21 protein-coding genes are annotated in these 17,339 nt (G+C 43.1%); all 21 read right to left on the bottom strand.

Features of this window, described 5'->3' with window-relative positions; translation table 11 throughout:
• Positions 1-16 precede the first annotated feature (16 nt).
• Positions 17-961, bottom strand: a complete 945-nt coding sequence (locus MUB35_RS17385; protein WP_006567816.1) for a DUF5688 family protein — start codon at positions 959-961, stop codon at positions 17-19.
• Between the two features lie 50 nt (positions 962-1,011).
• A complete protein-coding gene (locus MUB35_RS17380) occupies positions 1,012-1,905 on the bottom strand; it encodes a DUF5688 family protein (RefSeq protein WP_006567817.1) in 894 nt (297 codons plus the stop codon).
• Positions 1,906-1,965: 60 nt separating this feature from the next.
• Positions 1,966-2,880 carry a DUF5688 family protein gene (locus tag MUB35_RS17375; RefSeq protein ID WP_006567818.1) on the bottom strand — a complete coding sequence of 305 codons (915 nt, stop codon included), beginning with the start codon at positions 2,878-2,880 and terminating at the stop codon, positions 1,966-1,968.
• A 23-nt stretch (positions 2,881-2,903) separates the two neighbouring features.
• Positions 2,904-3,908, bottom strand: a complete 1,005-nt coding sequence (locus MUB35_RS17370) for a DUF3991 and toprim domain-containing protein (protein WP_006567819.1) — start codon at positions 3,906-3,908, stop codon at positions 2,904-2,906.
• A gap of 23 nt (positions 3,909-3,931) precedes the next feature.
• Positions 3,932-4,966, bottom strand: a complete 1,035-nt coding sequence (locus MUB35_RS17365) for a hypothetical protein (protein ID WP_006567820.1) — start codon at positions 4,964-4,966, stop codon at positions 3,932-3,934.
• Between the two features lie 32 nt (positions 4,967-4,998).
• Positions 4,999-5,475 (bottom strand): XF1762 family protein, encoded by a 477-nt coding sequence (locus tag MUB35_RS17360; RefSeq protein ID WP_006567821.1) that lies wholly within the window; start codon positions 5,473-5,475, stop codon positions 4,999-5,001.
• Positions 5,476-5,537: 62 nt separating this feature from the next.
• The gene (locus tag MUB35_RS17355; RefSeq protein ID WP_006567822.1) at positions 5,538-6,398 is read right to left on the bottom strand and encodes a phosphoadenosine phosphosulfate reductase family protein; all 861 of its coding nucleotides are present in this window, start codon (positions 6,396-6,398) and stop codon (positions 5,538-5,540) included.
• A 161-nt stretch (positions 6,399-6,559) separates the two neighbouring features.
• A complete protein-coding gene (locus tag MUB35_RS17350; RefSeq protein ID WP_006567823.1) occupies positions 6,560-6,889 on the bottom strand; it encodes a hypothetical protein in 330 nt (109 codons plus the stop codon).
• 20 nt (positions 6,890-6,909) lie between these two features.
• The gene (locus MUB35_RS17345) at positions 6,910-7,563 is read right to left on the bottom strand and encodes a hypothetical protein (protein ID WP_006567824.1); all 654 of its coding nucleotides are present in this window, start codon (positions 7,561-7,563) and stop codon (positions 6,910-6,912) included.
• A gap of 87 nt (positions 7,564-7,650) precedes the next feature.
• Positions 7,651-9,306: a hypothetical protein gene (locus MUB35_RS17340; protein WP_006567825.1), complete on the bottom strand. Its 1,656-nt coding sequence runs from the start codon at positions 9,304-9,306 to the stop codon at positions 7,651-7,653.
• A 217-nt stretch (positions 9,307-9,523) separates the two neighbouring features.
• On the bottom strand, positions 9,524-10,114 hold the full coding sequence (locus MUB35_RS17335; protein ID WP_006567827.1) for a DUF6550 family protein: 591 nt from the start codon (positions 10,112-10,114) through the stop codon (positions 9,524-9,526).
• Between the two features lie 72 nt (positions 10,115-10,186).
• The gene (locus MUB35_RS17330; protein WP_330367881.1) at positions 10,187-10,570 is read right to left on the bottom strand and encodes a hypothetical protein; all 384 of its coding nucleotides are present in this window, start codon (positions 10,568-10,570) and stop codon (positions 10,187-10,189) included.
• Between the two features lie 158 nt (positions 10,571-10,728).
• Positions 10,729-11,124 carry a DUF4320 family protein gene (locus MUB35_RS17325; protein WP_008724714.1) on the bottom strand — a complete coding sequence of 132 codons (396 nt, stop codon included), beginning with the start codon at positions 11,122-11,124 and terminating at the stop codon, positions 10,729-10,731.
• A 26-nt stretch (positions 11,125-11,150) separates the two neighbouring features.
• Positions 11,151-12,026 carry a hypothetical protein gene (locus MUB35_RS17320; RefSeq protein WP_006567830.1) on the bottom strand — a complete coding sequence of 292 codons (876 nt, stop codon included), beginning with the start codon at positions 12,024-12,026 and terminating at the stop codon, positions 11,151-11,153.
• A gap of 4 nt (positions 12,027-12,030) precedes the next feature.
• The gene (locus tag MUB35_RS17315) at positions 12,031-12,960 is read right to left on the bottom strand and encodes a type II secretion system F family protein (protein ID WP_008724712.1); all 930 of its coding nucleotides are present in this window, start codon (positions 12,958-12,960) and stop codon (positions 12,031-12,033) included.
• Complete coding sequence (locus tag MUB35_RS17310; RefSeq protein WP_432764437.1) at positions 12,957-14,384, bottom strand: ATPase, T2SS/T4P/T4SS family; 1,428 nt, start codon at positions 14,382-14,384, stop codon at positions 12,957-12,959. Before MUB35_RS17310 ends, MUB35_RS17315 begins: the two co-directional genes overlap by 4 nt.
• Positions 14,385-14,443: 59 nt before the next feature.
• The gene (locus tag MUB35_RS17305; RefSeq protein ID WP_006567833.1) at positions 14,444-15,256 is read right to left on the bottom strand and encodes an AAA family ATPase; all 813 of its coding nucleotides are present in this window, start codon (positions 15,254-15,256) and stop codon (positions 14,444-14,446) included.
• On the bottom strand, positions 15,257-16,048 hold the full coding sequence (gene cpaB / locus MUB35_RS17300) for a Flp pilus assembly protein CpaB (protein ID WP_006567834.1): 792 nt from the start codon (positions 16,046-16,048) through the stop codon (positions 15,257-15,259).
• A 193-nt stretch (positions 16,049-16,241) separates the two neighbouring features.
• The gene (locus tag MUB35_RS17295; protein ID WP_006567835.1) at positions 16,242-16,649 is read right to left on the bottom strand and encodes a prepilin peptidase; all 408 of its coding nucleotides are present in this window, start codon (positions 16,647-16,649) and stop codon (positions 16,242-16,244) included.
• On the bottom strand, positions 16,639-16,860 hold the full coding sequence (locus tag MUB35_RS17290) for a DUF6133 family protein (protein WP_006567836.1): 222 nt from the start codon (positions 16,858-16,860) through the stop codon (positions 16,639-16,641). The genes MUB35_RS17295 and MUB35_RS17290 overlap by 11 nt, the downstream gene beginning before the upstream one ends.
• 108 nt (positions 16,861-16,968) lie before the next feature.
• Positions 16,969-17,280, bottom strand: coding sequence for a hypothetical protein (locus MUB35_RS17285; protein ID WP_006567837.1), 312 nt, complete (start codon positions 17,278-17,280; stop codon positions 16,969-16,971).
• Positions 17,281-17,339 lie beyond the last annotated feature (59 nt).

Here is a 17,339-nt window from a genome sequence, read left to right as displayed (position 1 = left end):
CCACTAACCCACCTACCTATCTCAATTTTTGTTTCTCAATTTTCGGAGGAACTGCATGAATCAGGTTTCTGCTTTCCAGATCGTATTTAAAAACCCGCTCAGATAGTTTATGGCGTATTTCCCCTGTTTCTTCTTTCATTATATTCTCACTGGTCAGGCTCTCATATAAGTCTGACAGATTCCCAACACTTTGCGCATGGACATAAGCACCAAAGGCATCATTGGGAACAATCAGCATCTCGTCCCCTAATTTATCATACACCAGTTCCATAACTTTCGGATAGAAGATTGCACCAAAGCCATTCACACCATAGACATTGTAGACTTGCTTCAGTTCCAATGGCACACCATCCGCCGGCCTAAAAAGGATTGTTTTATCATTTTCATATCTGTTTGTAAGTGAATCGTACATATTTACGATACCCACTCCTATTTCATTTGCATCCTTGTATCTGACTTTCTCAAAAAGTTCCTCCACACCGATTCCCCATTTTTCCAAATGCTCTTTTGTAACATCTCCGCAGTACGATCTCTCCCCTCTTTCAATACAGAATTGGAAAGTGACCGCCATATCCTGATATGGCATATATGCAATGTTTCCCTCCACCAGTTTATCCTCATATTCTGCCAAATTCATAGGATATATAAGTACATGCTCTATCTGCTCAAATTGTTCGCGCGGTATCCACTCATCCCCATCAAATATACCCAGAATCTGCGTGACCGCCTCGTCTAACTCGTTGTTCTCAGCAACATAGCAGTTAAGATACACCAATTCCATCGGAATACTGGGGCAAACTAACTCCCCTCCACCTTTCAGCATAATGGCTTCAAATGGCGTGCCTTCAGCTATCAGCTTCAGTTCCTCCCCTCTGTCTCTTTCTTGTAGCTGGTCTTGAAATTCATCAATAAAATCCTCTCGTAATTCGTCATATGCTTCGTTCTCACTATAATAATACATCTATCTCCTTCCCTTCTGGCCGTCTGCGCTTCTCCCGATTAAAGCGGTTTTCATTTCACTCTATGCTTTTCAATGGTATGTTCCATTGCCGGGACCAGGTTTTTCCTGCCGGTATCGTACTTAAATATCTTCCCAGAAAGTACAAGGTGCCTATCGCCAGTCACCAGTTTCACACGATTGTCCTCCTGTAATTCTTCTTGCAGTTTTGCAGCACTCATAATATCCGGTGTCTGAATATAAGCCGTATAGGTTTCTTCAGGTACAATCAGCACTTCACTGCCCATTTTTTTTACTACCTGCTCCATCACTTTTGGATAAAGGGCAGCACCAAAGCCATTGACGCCATACAAAGCAGCCTGCTGTGAATCCTCTGATTTTTTTCCCACCTGCTCTATGGTTTTAATTTCGCCCCAAATTTGCTCCAGGTCTTTATACCTTACTTTTTCAAAGAGTTCCTTTGCATTTATCCCCTGCCTATTCAGCCATTCCCTTGTAACATCCCTGCGATACGACCTCTCATTGTCCTCAATGCAGAATTGATAAGTGATCGCCATATCTTCGAAGGGAAAATATGCAATATCATTTTCTTCCAGCTTATCCCTGCAATGTGATAGATTTACCGGAAACACTATTACATGTTCCAGTTGTTCCAGCCGCTCCGGGGATATCCATTCTGCCTCATCCTGAATCTCCAAGATAGTAGATACGGCCTCATCAATCTCTCGAATGGCAAAAATATAGCAATTTCTGTACACCAGTTCCATAGAGATACTGGTACATAATAAAGGTCCATTCCCTTTGTATGTAAAGGATTCAAAAGGAGTACCTTCCGCCACTATTTCCAACTTCTCCCCATTTCCTCTGCGTTCTAGCTGTGCCTTATATTCTTTAATGAAATCCTCCCGGACTTCCTCATATGCATGGTTTTCATCATATTCGCGCATTTTGGTTCTCCTCTTCGTCTATTTACCATTTCCTGCATCTGTAGACTCCCGTACCGACTCTTAGACCAGGGTTTTTTTCACCAATGAAGACTGGTGCACCGTCAGGGTTTTACTCTTGAGACTATAATACAAAACCGACTCTGACAACGGATGGCTTACAAATCCCTTTAAGGATTTTTTTCTTTCGAGACGCATCTGAAGGTCAGCAGGTGTATACTGGTCGGCGGCATATATAGCGGTTTCCTCTGCTGTTACTGGAAGCAGGTACAGATCCGTGTTGACCATTTCTGCAAATTCATCCAGAATATTCCTATAAAGCATGCCTGCCGCGCCTCCCGGACCTGTCAGCCGCCAGGCACTTGCGCGTTCATTTGTAATCTTTCCTCTCCCAAGCGTAAAGCCTGCCTCCAAGCCTTCCCGTATAACGGCTGCAACCGGTTCAATCTGCACACTATACTGGGAGAAAGCATTGTCTGACACGCACGCATGCAGTTGATCTACATGCATTCCCCACCGCTGTAAGTCCTCTTCATCTACGGGCATGGTGTATACAAGTTTTTCACTTTCCTCTTTCACACGGAACCGATAAAAGATACACATATCTCCCAGTCTGGTATACGGCAGCTCCAATTCTTCCAGCCTCATCTGGTATTTGTTTGCATTCACTGCATGGAACTCTACAAACAATGGATTCTTGACCGTATCCATCTTCAATCGGATACCTCCGGTTTCCGCCGTCTGAAATTCCTGCAGTGTCTCCGAAGCCAATATCCTGACTGGCAGCATTTCATACTGGCTTCTCAAAAACAGTTCCTCTATGCTGACCATAGGGCAGTACCTATCCTTGAAAGTCATTGTGATTGATTCACCTGGTAGTCCTTCCATAACCAAGTTCAACGCTCCTAACGTTTTGCTTTTCTCCATCAGGTCAATGAACTGATAGAGAAACTCTTCTTTGAAATTAAAATAATCCATACTATCTCCTTGCTTTTATGAAATTATCCGATTGCCTGTTTCCGGTCCAGATTGCTATTCCTGTTCAAATATTGAATCACTGCCTTTTTTCTTTCTGCAACAAGAAATTCATTCCAATCTTTCCCATATGGCGGGAACCGGACTTTAACGTGATATCCCATCTCTATATATTTCTTGCGTATAAGTGCCGCTGCTTTCCGGCCTGCCTTATCATTATCAAGATACAGGCTTATTCGTTTAATCTGTGGATTTTCTAGCAGGAACCGGTCCAATGCCCCGTCCCAGGTTGACCCTAATGCCAACTTGTTTGACTGCCCATCACGCTTATAATCCATATAAGACATCAGGTCAATGGCTGCCTCAAATACCTTGACTTCTTTATTTTTCTTGTTTCTTACATTGAAACCATAGGTTTTATCGTTGTTCTCCACGTCCCCTTTAAACGGGTTTCCATAATTATCCACCGTTCCCCTCATACTGGCAAACCGTGCTGTACCAAAGGAATCCCTGCCAATAAAAACCACGTTATGATATCTGCGTGTTTCATAAATCAGCTTTTTTTTAACGAACCAGTCAACTACTTCTTTGCTCAGGCAGCGCGTTTTTAACAGATAGGCATATAACCTCCGATAATTGTCGTTTGGTTCGGGAAGCACAAACTCCCCTTTCCCTTCTTGTTCTTTATTTTGCTCTTCCTTTCTTCTCTCGTGGTTTTTCCTGCTTGTATCATCTTTAAATGATTTATCCTCATACCGATAACCGGCCTCGTTCAACAAATAGATAACCGCCTCACGAAAATCCATATAGCAAAATTGTCTCAGAAACTCAATGTTATCCCCGTTGTGACCGTCCTGGCCCTCGGGTACGGAAAAACGCAGCCAGCTCCTACGATTTTTAATCCTTATAGAATCATGTTCTTTCAATGTATAGTAACTGCCTACCCGCTTCACCGTGAAGCCCTGCCTTTCAGCAATAGACACCAGGTCCACGCTTCTGGCTATCTCTAATTCTTCATCTGTAAACTTCATAGCACCACCTCCTGAATCAGAGTTTAAAATTTCATGTCAAAATAACTGCTGATTTCCGGAAAGTCTCTTTCATACTCCTCCAGATACGTTCTGCAGGCGCTCCCTTCTTTTGACAAGTGGCAAAATTCACGGAAGCTCATCTGCTTATACATCTGGGGCTGGTTACACCACCTGGACAGGTTTACATACATTCCCCGGTAAGGTGATTCCTGATATTTCTCATACCGCATGATATATGGATACGCACGCACCCCCATTAGAATCCGGATACGCTCAAATGCCTGTAAGATATCCTGTTTCCAGAAAGTCCAGTCATATCTTCCATCTGCATCAAACCCAGTTAATACATAGAACTTGATCCTTTTTGATTCCTGGAATATTGGGTTTATGATCTTCATCTTTTCTATGACTGTTTCTTTATCCTTGATATTGTCAAAGGCAAATAATAAGTCGCCATCCAATCTACAAGATGCCAGTTCCCTGGATTTTTGCCTGGTAATCAGCCTGATATCCAGTCCTTGCCGGAACTGGACCGGACGGCCGGTTTCCCGTAGTTGTCCCAATAATGCACTCCACTCCCCACATGCCAGAAAATTATCATCCAGCAGACAGATCTTCTTTTTCTGTGGATTGTAAAATTCGTACACTGGGCTTGCAGGAACGGATACCGTTTTATTTTTGTTCACACAAAAAGGGCATTGCCTAAAGCAGCCCCTTGTTAAAAACCCAATAGAATAATCCCGATAATACTTATACTTCTTACTCTTTTTTCCTTCTTCTCCCTTACCTTTAAGCCAATCCGCATACAGACTGTAATCCGGCATGGCATGCTCTATTTCGTAGGGCAGCTCGGGAGCCTGGTCTAAATAAAACCCAGTACCTCCATATTCTACATTCTCCATCTTTAAGACTTCCGGCGGATACCTCGTAGCCGTAAAGACCTTTGACAGATATACCTTATCAAACTCATTGAAGCCTGAATACTCCGTCAGCAAATGTATCTGATCCCCCATCTGCTTATGGAATCCGCTGATCTTCATGCATGCCAGATTCGGCATGCGGTGCCTGTTCTTATCCAATAAATCAGCATCTATAATTCCGATTCTCGACTCTCATCACCTTCTTTACACAAATTTTTCATCCATCTTTGCTTTTTACATTGCGGTGCTGTTGTATGTCTGCGCCTGGCAGGTGTATCCCAGGAGCCGCCCCCTGCAATCTCTTTCTCACATTCCCACCCTGCCGCTTTTAAGGAAGCACCGGATTCAGAGATAAGGATATAAGTGATAATCCGCTCATATCCCATCTCTTTTGCAATCCGGGCTACCCGCCCGTATAGGAAGCTACAGGCATTGGCTGTACCGTCTGTGCAGCAACGCGTTACTTCCAGCGTTTTTCCATCGTCTAAATGCCTGGATACTGGCCTGCCGCACTGTATCACGCCACATATTCTGCCATGCTCAGTACATGCGACACGGAATTTGTCCCGGTATACAGGGCTATGATGCCTATGATTCTGCGCGACATATTCATTTGCCGCCTTTAACTCAATCGGTACTGCTTTCATTCACTTTTTTATATAAATTAGTTCCGGTTGGAACGTAAACCTCCTGTTGTTGATTTATTGTTTTAGTCTGGTCCCATGTCCATAAAATCCGCGAGGCACAACTGTCCCTCTACATTTTTATCCTCCATCCACCACCGGAACACGTCCTCTCCGTTCTTCCACTTAGTAGGTTTCCCCGCCGCATGGATTGCCACTAACATTTTATCAAACGCCCGGATATAAGCTGCCTTATACTTTGGGAAGTCAGCAAACTCTTTGTAGCGGTTTTTTCCAGCCATCGGGCACCCTACACAGCCAACTCTTTTATAACCCATATCATAAAGCGGATTATAAGGCATATGGTTGGAACGGATATAATCCCAGATGTCTTTATGTGTCCAGTCAATGATTGGGTTGGACACTACCCTGCCACGGATTGCACACCGCTCAATAACCAGCCGCTTATCATCGTTGTCGTTCATCAGAGTAATCCTATTCTCGACTTTTGGGGCAGCCGCTTCTAACTGTCCCCTTTTGGACCGTTTGGTGCTTTCGTCCCAGCGCACACCTGTTGATACCAGTCTGTCCGGTGTTGTGTTCTCTTTTAGGATTTCACAACAGTAACGCTGCATCCTGGTGGGCGGCATCTTCTTTTTGACAATCAACTGCCACATGCTCAGTGGCGGCATATGGATAATACATGGGATTCCCTTTTCTTTTAAACCTCGAAATTTCTCCCTGATATAGTACACCGTATCGGGAGCATCGACTGTTGTATGAGAATTGTGGGCCTCAAATTCAACTCCTGACCGGATAAACAAATCCAGAAGTACGTCAGAATCCTTGCCCCCACTGTAAGTACAGATTATGGGGGCATCATAGTACCTCTTTGACATTTCACTTGCTAATTTAATCCGTTCAATGCTCTTCGTCTCTAAATCCAATAAGCGTCGAAGAGACTATCGTTTTACGTGGCCACAACTTCTTATCCCTCCTTTTTGCATTTCTATTTAGATTTTTACCAGAGGAATCTATGAAACCTCTCTACTTGAAGGGATTCTGTTTCCTTAATCTGTCCTATATTATGGACATATCCAGGCCCTGGTCATCTGCGACAGCTGGGACTGTTTCTAACAGTTACTTTTTCTTTCCATGGCTTTATTTCCTGGACCTTATGGATTCTTTCACATATATCAGCGATTCTTTGATACTCTGCGTCCGTCTTATCCAGTATTGCAAGCAATTCCTTAAAATACTCGGACGCTTCTTTACAGCCCTTTGGTTCGGACAGCCATTGATATGTCTCATGTATCCGGTCCTGCGGTGTTTTTTTTACTTCATCTTCGTCCGTAAGCCCAAATGGTCCAAGGTCCATCACAAGGCTGCTTACATCCTCTGCCAATCGCAGGATATCTTCCATTGCTTCTTTCTCCATGTGTTTATCCTTTCTCACGATTACAGATTGGATTTCTTTGTTTTACCGCGCTGTGCTACTATCTTTCTAATCTCCTGGCGCATTTTCTTTGTGTTATTACTGGGTAAAGCAAATATTGCCGCCTCCTCCACTGTCAGATTATCGTACAGAAACGCCCTTTTTATGGTCCGCATCTGGTAACAATCAAATTCTTCTTTCGCATAAAATGCCACCTGTTCATAGGCAAGCCCATAGCGAAAACCCGACAGGATTTCTTCAATCTGCTCTTCATCAAACCGGTTATCTGTTGCCAGTTCCATTTCCTGTATGCTTCTGCCAGTATAAAACCCATAAAACACTAAATCCATTTGTCTGTAATCGTGTTTTCCATCTGCCACAATCTGAATTTTCTGGATTTCCAGTTTCCGTTCCAGTGCCCCAGCTATTGACCTGATTTCCTCCGGGCCGTCTGAATCATGTACAAGACCGATAAGGTTGTCAAAATTTACACCCATCAAATACGCTTTGCGCAAAGCATTTATTTTATTTCTATATCCTCCAACCTCCATAATCTTCTTTACCGTTTCATAGGGTATCTGATCAGAATTTAACGCTTCCTCCGCTAGATACAGGTTGTCTTTTGACAAGAAGATTTCATTTTTCAGGGTATCCAAAGTTTTGTTTTTATCGTACATGCCACTTCATTCCTTCCTAATAACAAAAAGAGGAAGATCTCTGCGTCTCCCTCTTTGGTAACTGTTTATTTATTTTTACTTTATTTTTTAATCTAGTCTCTGTGGTGCGATATGCCAGTCCGTCCACAAATTACCGCTGATTGTCAGATTATCGGTCAGGTTTAGTGATAACATTCCTGCTGGTGTCCAGGCATCTATTAACCATGTATAGGGTGTATATTTGCCATCTGGCATCCATATCGGAGTGAAATGTGTCCTCCGCTTAAATGTACTGTATTGATTTTTTTTGAACTCAAATTCGGAATGATACCCACCCGACATCCGCTCCAATAAACGCCAGTATTTCTTGTATTGAAACTCCGGAAAATACGTCACGGCATTTTGGGCTCCAGTCACGGCACTGGACTGATTCGTGCTCACAGAACTGTTCACATATTCGTTAAATCCGTATCCGCTTTTTAATGTTTTGCCATGGGCCGTAGGGGATTTATCATCTGGCTGGACGCGCATTGTTGCGTTCAAACTTGCATGATATCTATCAATATTGAACTTCCACCAGCCATGATCACACCAGTATCCATCATCATCATCGTCACCACTATGCCATACCCAGTAAGAATACCAGTATGGTCGCCAAATACTCCAATCAGCGGACGTTTGCTGACTCTTTGATGGAACTGCCGGCCTCGCATAACTGTCATTACGGTCATCTGCAACTGGATTCGGCGGTGGATTCTTGTCCAGGTTTACTATCTTAACCCGTATAGTCCCTTTGTCTGTACGGCCACCACCTCTTACTGTTACTGGAATTTCCATAGTCTGCTCTGTAGATGGTGTTGTCCACCGAACCCAGGCAAGCTGACTTCCTCCCTCGGGATAATATACGCTGTCCACCTTATAATTTCTCCCTTGTATTTTAAATGTCACAGATACCTTATGGTCCGGATCACTTTGACCGCCACTCACGCGGATACTGGTGATAACCTCCGTGTTAGTGCGGTATTCATAATCAAAAGTCGTAACCTCCGGTGATGGTTCTGGCAACTCCCCATTAAAACGTATGATTCCAAGTCCCAACGAAGTTTTGATTTCCTGATGTGAACGCAATCCGGTAGTTGGACCGTTCCACGCAGGATATCCTAAATCAGATTTTTCGAGAAACATTGCAAGGGGCAGATTTTGAAAGGTAACTGAACGTAACCAGGAATATACCACCCCGCCTGCAACCTCATCATATAAAGCCGCTTCCGTTGCTGTCATAGCAACTCTTACTCCCTGCAATGTCACATACGCAATCGGCTCTATCATAATTCTGTACTCGCCGCTGATAAGTATATCAAAATCTATTCCCATATAACCTGCTATCCCACGTATCGTCTGCTCGTCCGTAAAGTACCGCTTTATTTCCGCAATACTTGATGGTCCCAGACTTTGTGAACTTATAATTATAGGAAGTCTCTGTGCTGGTCTTATGTACTGGTATCTTGAACCGGATATACCAATTCCATGACCTGATGTATAAGACATCTTGCTCACCTTTCCAAAATGAAGCCTAATATCAGATGGGCTTTTATTGGTAAGGTCAATAGGCGTGCCTACTACTTTATGGTCACTTGTACTTATCACCGATACACGTACCCCTTCATCACCTGGGGACCAAAAATTTTGCGAAGAACCTTGTCCCATGCTGCCGCCTCCGCCGTCCACATTACCTTCCCCTGCCGCATACGCTGGAACCGACATGATCAAAAAACACAGGCTGAACAGTACAATCCTTGTCAGCCAACTTATTCTGCTTTTCAAATTCCCAAATGTTCTCCTTTCCAATGAAAAAGCACAGCCATAAATAGCTGTGCCGAACGATAAAATTTATATCTTTGATTTCTCTCTATGCTTAGCAGGAGGGCGCTACAATTCATAGCCTTTCTGTCATGCATCTATTTAACCAACCTATTGATAATTAATCCATTATCCCAATTTTATTACCGTTTTCATAAATGTTACTGTCTTCAATGCCTTCCCCTTCCCCAATGTCATCAATCCATCCAAAGCCTGGGGCATATATTTTTCCTTCCTGTGACTCACCTTCTGGTGCGGCTCCAGGAACCGTGTCTGTCTCCGGCTGTTTTACTTCATCATGGTTTTCCGGAACCGGCGTGCCCTGCACGCTCTCCCCATCTGGTTTCTGATTAGGATTTTTTAATACTTCTGGATCTGGTTCTTCCGGTTTAGTCACTCTGGGCTGAATATTCTGTACAGGCTGCCCGTTGTCCTTATTTCCCTCTTTTTCCTCCTCTGATTCTTTCTGCTCCTCCGTAGTCTCCGGTTCTTTCTTCGATTCCTCTTCTTTACTTTCAGTCTCTTTTGACTTCTTGTCTAATTCGGACTTTTTGATTTCCGGTTTCACTTCTATTTCTGTAGACTGGCTCTCTGCTAATTTATCCTTTGTTTTTGCTGGCTTTCTGAAATTACTTGCAATCATCACTGCAAGAATAACACAACACACCACGCAACCCGCAATAATCATACCTTTTTTCACTTTATCATTCATATAGTTCTCCTTCCTGGTTCACATTCTGTCGCATCAAACATACTACATTTTTCCAATTCTGTCTATTGAATTCTAAAACACTTCTATATATCCAGCCTGCACTTTTAGCCTGATTTTCATTTCAGGTAGACGTTTTCCCGCAAACTGGACCGGTACTTTTAATGTTACGATTGCATCAATTTCAAATCTCTGTTCATTTTCCGGTGTTCCAGGTGCAAGCGGCGCATTACGTGCAGTAACACTTAAATCCGATATGCTATATTCCAGAACCCCACCTGTATATTTTACATGCCGCCCGGATTCAACTTTTGTTCCAAGGATTTTATCCATTTTTGACAGCACATTTCCTTTATCTACACTATACTTAAAACCTCCATTATTGGGCTGATATCCTCCACTGTATCCTTCCCTGACACCGTGATAAACGTTTGCATAATTATCATTTACAGTTATCATGATAGCCTCCTGTGCCGCGTCCCTTACGCCATTGGCTATGATCTTTAGCCGATAAAACTCCAAAAATCCGCACATTATTAACATCAATACCAATGTAACCGCAATCACAAATGGGAAAGAGGAACCACGCCTATCTTTTAAACAGCAAATCAGGCGCTTCATTTATGATATACCTCACTCTTTCCTGTAGCACTAGCCCTTAAGGTAATTGGAAAGGAACCAAAATTCCCAAATAACCCAAGGTCCCGCTGCAACGTCAATTTTACAGTAATCTCCTGATTTAGTTGGATATTACCCTTTTTTGACCACTCAACTTTAGGATTTAGTCCGGTCCTTTCTCGTAATACCTGTTCCCGCCTAGTGGTCTCAGTTCCGACTCTGCCACTCATTTCAGCCTCACGGCACAATTCCACAGCAAATGTATCTAACTGATTCTTAGCCAAAAAAACCGGAAATACGCTGACCGCCAATGCAATCACCAGCATGGCACACAATACCAGTACGCATATGTCTATATATCCCTCTCCACGATTAGTTTTTAATATTTTTTTCAAGTTCCTTGACCTCCTTTCATTTGGAGCTAGAACATACCTCCTAATGACTTAATGATTTCAAACACGATAATCGCAAGGTAAGTCAATAAGAAGCACATAAGCATGAGAAACGAAAAAACCCTGATTTTAGGCGGTATTTTCTGGGCCTCACTTTTTAATTTCTGTAATTCAAGCTGTTTAAAATCATGAGCAAGCATCTGGAAATATACCACGCTGTTATCTCCACGCAAAACCCCAATCAGTCCTCTGACAACATCAGACAACATTGGAGAGTTTAACCGTGCTTCAAATCGAGTAAGTGCCGCCTCATAACTGGAGGATCTCATGTCTGCCACAAGTACACCTAGCTCCTCCCCAAATTCCGCACCGGCATTTTTTCTAAAATTCTCTACCATTGAAAGCACATCACGGTTATTCTGCAGCTCCTGTTCAAGATTAGCAACAAAACGTGGCAGTTCGTCTTCAATTGACTTTCTTTTCGTCTTTAACATCTCGTCTGCGCGCTGAATTTCCTTAAAGTAAACCATGACAGCAAGAAACACAATAACAGGTGTTAGGAGCGGAAAAAGAAACAAACACGGAATAATGCCAGCCATCAGTAAACCAGCTTTTGTAAGTGCATACGCCTGATATACTTCCGGTGTCATATTAATCCCTGTTGCTTTCAGCACATTTTTCATTCGGCTTTTCCGATATTCGTCCATTCGGATTACATGAGACAATCTCATGGCTCCTTGCAGTAAAAACGTATCTAACGCCGCCGACCCTTTTTTACTATTTCTTCCCCTGTCCAGTAATGCCTTTTCTGTCTTCATATATGGCATTTTTAACAAATCCGCTGCCAGGAAGAACATTCCCAGAAAGAGAAATCCTCCAAATAATAACAGTAATAACACTGACATCTCCCTACCTCCTGTATTCTATCGGTTTTGTCAGCCTGACAACGACCGCAGTAGAGACAAAGATGATTGCCGCAGTAATGGCAAGTATCACCTGTCCCATTGGTGTGTGCATCAAAGTGTCATACCAGCTCTTGTTGAGAAAATAAAGCAGCGGGATATTACCAATCACAAAGATTGCCATCGTGATAAATTCTTTCCTCGGCTCCACAATCAAATATTCCAGTTCAGCATTGACGATACGGATATCGCTTAATTTTGTTACGATTGGTGTCAATGTTGTCTTCAAACTCCGATCATACTGACAATCACACAGGGCATCGCACCATTCGCGGAATACATCATTATCAATTTTCTCCCTCAACTCCTTTAGTGCTTCATGAACATCCGGATTTACTAAGTTGATCCGCACAATAAAATCCTGGAATACCCTCTGGACTGGCGGATTCAAATACTGAATATTTTCCTCTATCGCAGTTAGAATGTCCTCCGTCCGCAGATAGCCCGTCGTAATAACGCTTAATGCTGTCTCCAGCTCTGCGGCTACATTTTTTTTGTAATTACTGGCTGACAGAATTACATACCAAAAAGGGAAGAACATAAATCCAACAGCCATCACCGGAGCCAGAAAAAAATTTCCAATCATGATGGCAACCGAGGCCCCCACAGCAAACAACACCAGGGCGGCAGCACAAATAACCGAAAATTGCTTTTCCCTACCCGTCATTTTAAGTACCTGCTGTGCCTCAATGATTGCCTTTTTCAGAAATCTTGCTTTTTTCCTTTTTGTTACTGTATGGATTTCATTCCGAATATTCTCAGGTTCTTTTGCCAGAAAGCCGAACAGTCCATCTGTAAATTCTATTGGTCGAATCCCCAAAAGAAGAAATCCACCCACTATCATACCAAGGCATGCAAGAAGCTGTATACTTGTCAAGATTCCTCTCCTCCCTCTCCCTTTGAACGGAACCGGTTAAGTGTCTCCATTGGCATCCCATTCTCCAGCAAACGCTTATAAAGCCCATCCGAAATGGAATTCATTACCCTGTGTTTCCCATTAACCACAAAATAATCTCCTTCCAACTGGTTCTCCATGATCTCGTACTGATACAGTGGACGATATCTCCGTGTACCGTCAGGCTTTATCTCGCATTCCATAATCTCCATGATTACCCTCTGCCGGTTTTCCAACTGCTTACAAAAGACTATGATAGGGTATGCTTCGGTCACATATCCCATCAATGTCTCGTCCGACATATCCACGGCACGCTTACACAAGGACACCATACGGCGGTATGTAGCCTCACACGAATTGGAATGGATGGTTGTAACCACCGCCACACCAGTTCTTGCAGCTTCCTGGGCGGCGTTTGCTTCCGCCCCTCTCATTTCTCCGACCACCAGAATATCAGGATTAAATCGAAGCGCAATATCCAAAAGGGCAATCTGGTCAATTCGCTGCCGGTCATTCTCACTGTCTCTTGTAAGAGTGTGGACAACGGAATTTAACACTTTTCCACTTTCCTCCCTTATTAGATCAAGTTCACGGCTACCATTTTCAATAGTAAAAATTCTTTTCCGGTCAGGGATTGTAGTAAGCAACCAGCCGGCCACCGTTGTTTTTCCGGAACTTGTAGCACCTGCAACACACACCGAAATTCCATACCGAATACATTCACTCAAAAAGTCTAACATCTCTCCCGTGGCAGTTCCACCAGAAATAAAATCCTCCTTTTTCATACTCTGGGGATTTACGATTCGGATTGAAGCGGCAAGACCTACCTCTTCATCTACAACTGGAGTTTTTAACACCGCTATACGGATATTTTTAGCCAGTGTTCCAGTCACCACAGGACTTGCATCATCAAGGATAGTTCCTGAAACATGGAGCATCCTGCGGATCACATTAATAGCATGAGAAGGGCTGTCAAAATGTTCTTCCAACTTTTCAGTCCCACCACCGCTGTACTGGATCTCAATATCCTTCCAGCTATTAATGTCTATTTCTTCCACTCCCTCTCCAAAAATGTACTTTGTTAGAAAAGAAAACTCCGCCATTTCCGTGTATAGGTTGTCAACAAGTTCCTGATTTGACATTCCCTGAACTGCAACCCGGTTTTCCTGAACATATTTAGTAATGTAACGCTTCATCTGCCTTTTTACATCATCATTATTTCCATCAGTCAAAAGGGAGCTGTAACGGCTGGCAATGTGTTCCTGTACCTCCTGTAGCACCGTTGCAAAATCTTTCCCCTCCACGGCTGCAAAAAAGAGGTCATCTGCACTCTTACTCACCACTTCTACCGGCTCTCTTGCAACCGGCTCCACTGGGGCTGCCTGTGTTGGCATAAGTTCCTGCATCCGCGAACCCCACTCTGAATTTTTTCCCTCATTAAATACTCCTCGCGTCTTTCTTTCCCCTAACATCCATATACCTCCTTAACAATCTTATCTATTTCATTTTTAAAACCACGGCTTTTTTTCCCCTCCAGACCAATCAACAAATTCCCAGCCATCCCCTGTTCCGTAACTTCGGATGCAGACGGAATCTGAAAACTTACTTTTCCAAGCACCTGTTCCATATGGTTAATGGCTTCCTGCCCCTTTATGTTGTTGATCGTTTTTAAATGCCTCTCTATTCTCCATTTTGGTTCCTGAAGTAACGGTAACTGACTTGCCAGGTAACTGATAGATTTAAGGTCGCAATTTACTATCTGCAGAACAGCATCTGCTTCCATTAGAGAAACTGCCGATAAAATATCGTTAGATATATAACTGCTACAGTCAATAATAATGTATGAGGACAATTCCCGCAGCCCTGTAAGAAATTCCAAAGCCTGTTCCGCTTCATAGGGGGCATAGCTGTATTCATTTTCCCCTCTTAACATGCCAAGCATTGCCAGATACTTTATTTTTTTGTGGACAATACAGTTTTCTTCTATAAGCCCTTTTGTAACATGTGGCGCTGCCAGTACATTGCCAAGGGACCATATGTTTTCTAACTCGTCCATTGGACAGATACAAGGCATCATGGGTAAAGTCATATCGGACAGCACAAGAATTACATTTTTCTTCTTTTCCGCTAAGTGTTTTGCAATCTTCACAGAAACCGTAGTCTTTCCGCATCCAGGGCTACCCCAGACAGCCAGTATCTGGGCCTGATGTTTTCCCACCTCATGCACTTCCTCGCTCTCAGGCTGATTTGCGCGCTTTTTGATTTTAAAGTTCAGCATTTATTCTGCACTCCCTTCTATCTGTTCCTCGGGCTGTCCAGTTTCCGCTTCCGCCGCCTCCGTTTCCGGCGGGTAAAGTTCCTGCAAAGCATGTTCCTGCTCTGTAATAAACTTTGCTGCATTTTCTTTTGTTCCCCTGTATACAAGAGATATGTGCAGGTTCCCGTCCTTCTCCATCATGGCGAGTATCCTGCTCTGTTCCGGTGTTGCCAAGAGTGTCACCGTACTGGGCAGTTCCTTTTCCTCCGGGTCTTCTTCTCCTGTATTGGCATCGTAGCCACTGCCTGCAGTTACAGCAATAACTTCGACATATTTGAGTTCGGGAGGAATCACTGTTTCGCCTTGCTTCTGGTAGTCCGGTGCAATCACAGATACAATATCACCAGATTTGAGTTTTCCGGATAACCCCGTTGCAAAAGATTTGACCGACACGGATATTGCCTGTTTCTCTCCTGATAAATTATATAAGTAGGCATTCTCCGCAGCCGGTTCGTCTGCGACCTTGCTATTAATGATATAATCGCCTGGAGCCATATCTGCAGATGCATATTTCCCAATGACATTTTCTTTATTTTTCATGACTTCAGACGGCAGATTTAAACTTCCCACCTCAACAGTCCTGACCATATCGCCAGTGATTTTATCCCCGATTTTTATATCCTTTACCACCCGCACGATTTCTACCTTTTTACTGACCTCTTTATTAAATAAAGGGGTAACTCCGAAGCAAATGAGCAGTGATACCACAATGCATATTACTCCAAGCACGGTACGGCTTTTTAATATTTTCATACTTATTATCCATTCCTTTCAATCAAATCAAAATTATCGTTTTAAATGCGGCAGGGAATACCTGCCGCCGTGATTACCTCACTAAGTATCTCTTTTTCCTCCGGCATCTGTAAAATGCCAGGACAGCACCCACAAAGGTAATTGGAGCCGCTACACAAATACAATAAAATGCTTTTCTTTTCATTCCATCCTCCTATCCAATCAAATACCCCGCTGCACACCCAGCCGATAAAAAGGGTACTAACGGCACTGCGATAACCTGGGTTTTCTTACATATTTTCAAAAACACAGAATAAGCAAGTACCAGTAATAATCCCAAAATAGTTGCAAAAATCCCTGCTGGAAGTCCCAGGACAAGTCCTGCGGCTGCCATCAGTTTGATATCACCGCCCCCCATTCCTCCGCAAAAAACTGCTGCAAGAAGAAATGGGAGTGCGCTGAAAATCCCCCATAACTGTTCTGGACGAAAAGAAATAGCGGCGGTTAATGCAATTAGCATACATAACAGATCCGGCACGATTCTCTTCTTTAAGTCCGTGACAGATGCCAGCAAAAGCAACAGCAAAAATACAATTGTTTGAACTGCCTTTCTATCCAGCATAGTTAAACATTTCAGTAATACGCCGTGTTAATGTTGGCAGCACTGTATCACCAAACAGTGCATACAGCCCTGCCAGAAGCAGCGCTCCAATCACAACAGCCATTAAAATTTTGATGGCCGTATCAACGAACCCCTCCGCCTTATTGTTGTTAATAGCCGCTTTTACCTTCATTACCTTAGCGATCAGATAGTTTCTCATCTTTGTTTTCATTTACATACCTCCTACTGGTTTTCTAATTTAATTGATTTTCAAAAATAAAAACGGACTGAAGATCAGCCCATTCCATGTGTTTTTCTTAATACCCGCGCCATCATACTCTCAGCGGACTGCCCTGTTATTTTTACTCTTGATCGGGGCATTAACAAATTCCTGCAAGCCATGACCGCACGGTACGTACTGCCTGCGGTTTTCTTCACATAGAAAAATATCATATTTCTTGCCGCCGGCAGCTTTATAAAAAGCTTCATAATCATATGCATATTTTCTCCATGGTTCATCAGTGGATGTCATCCCTAGTTCCCGGTCATCCCGCAGTTTGCATGCGCGTTCCATAAAATCGCCATCTTTATCCTCAAATGTCCTTAATGGATAAAAATGATATCCACCATACTCAAAACTTTTTTTATCCAACGGTTTCCCCTTTTCTGCTAAAGTTCAGTAACCCACTCAAGTCATTTCCCTTACGATTT

The organism is Blautia sp. NSJ-175 (assembly GCF_022867815.1).
In the GTDB taxonomy this organism is placed as follows: Bacteria; Bacillota; Clostridia; order Lachnospirales; family Lachnospiraceae; genus Blautia; species Blautia celeris.
This window is presented reverse-complemented; position numbering and strand designations above follow the sequence as displayed.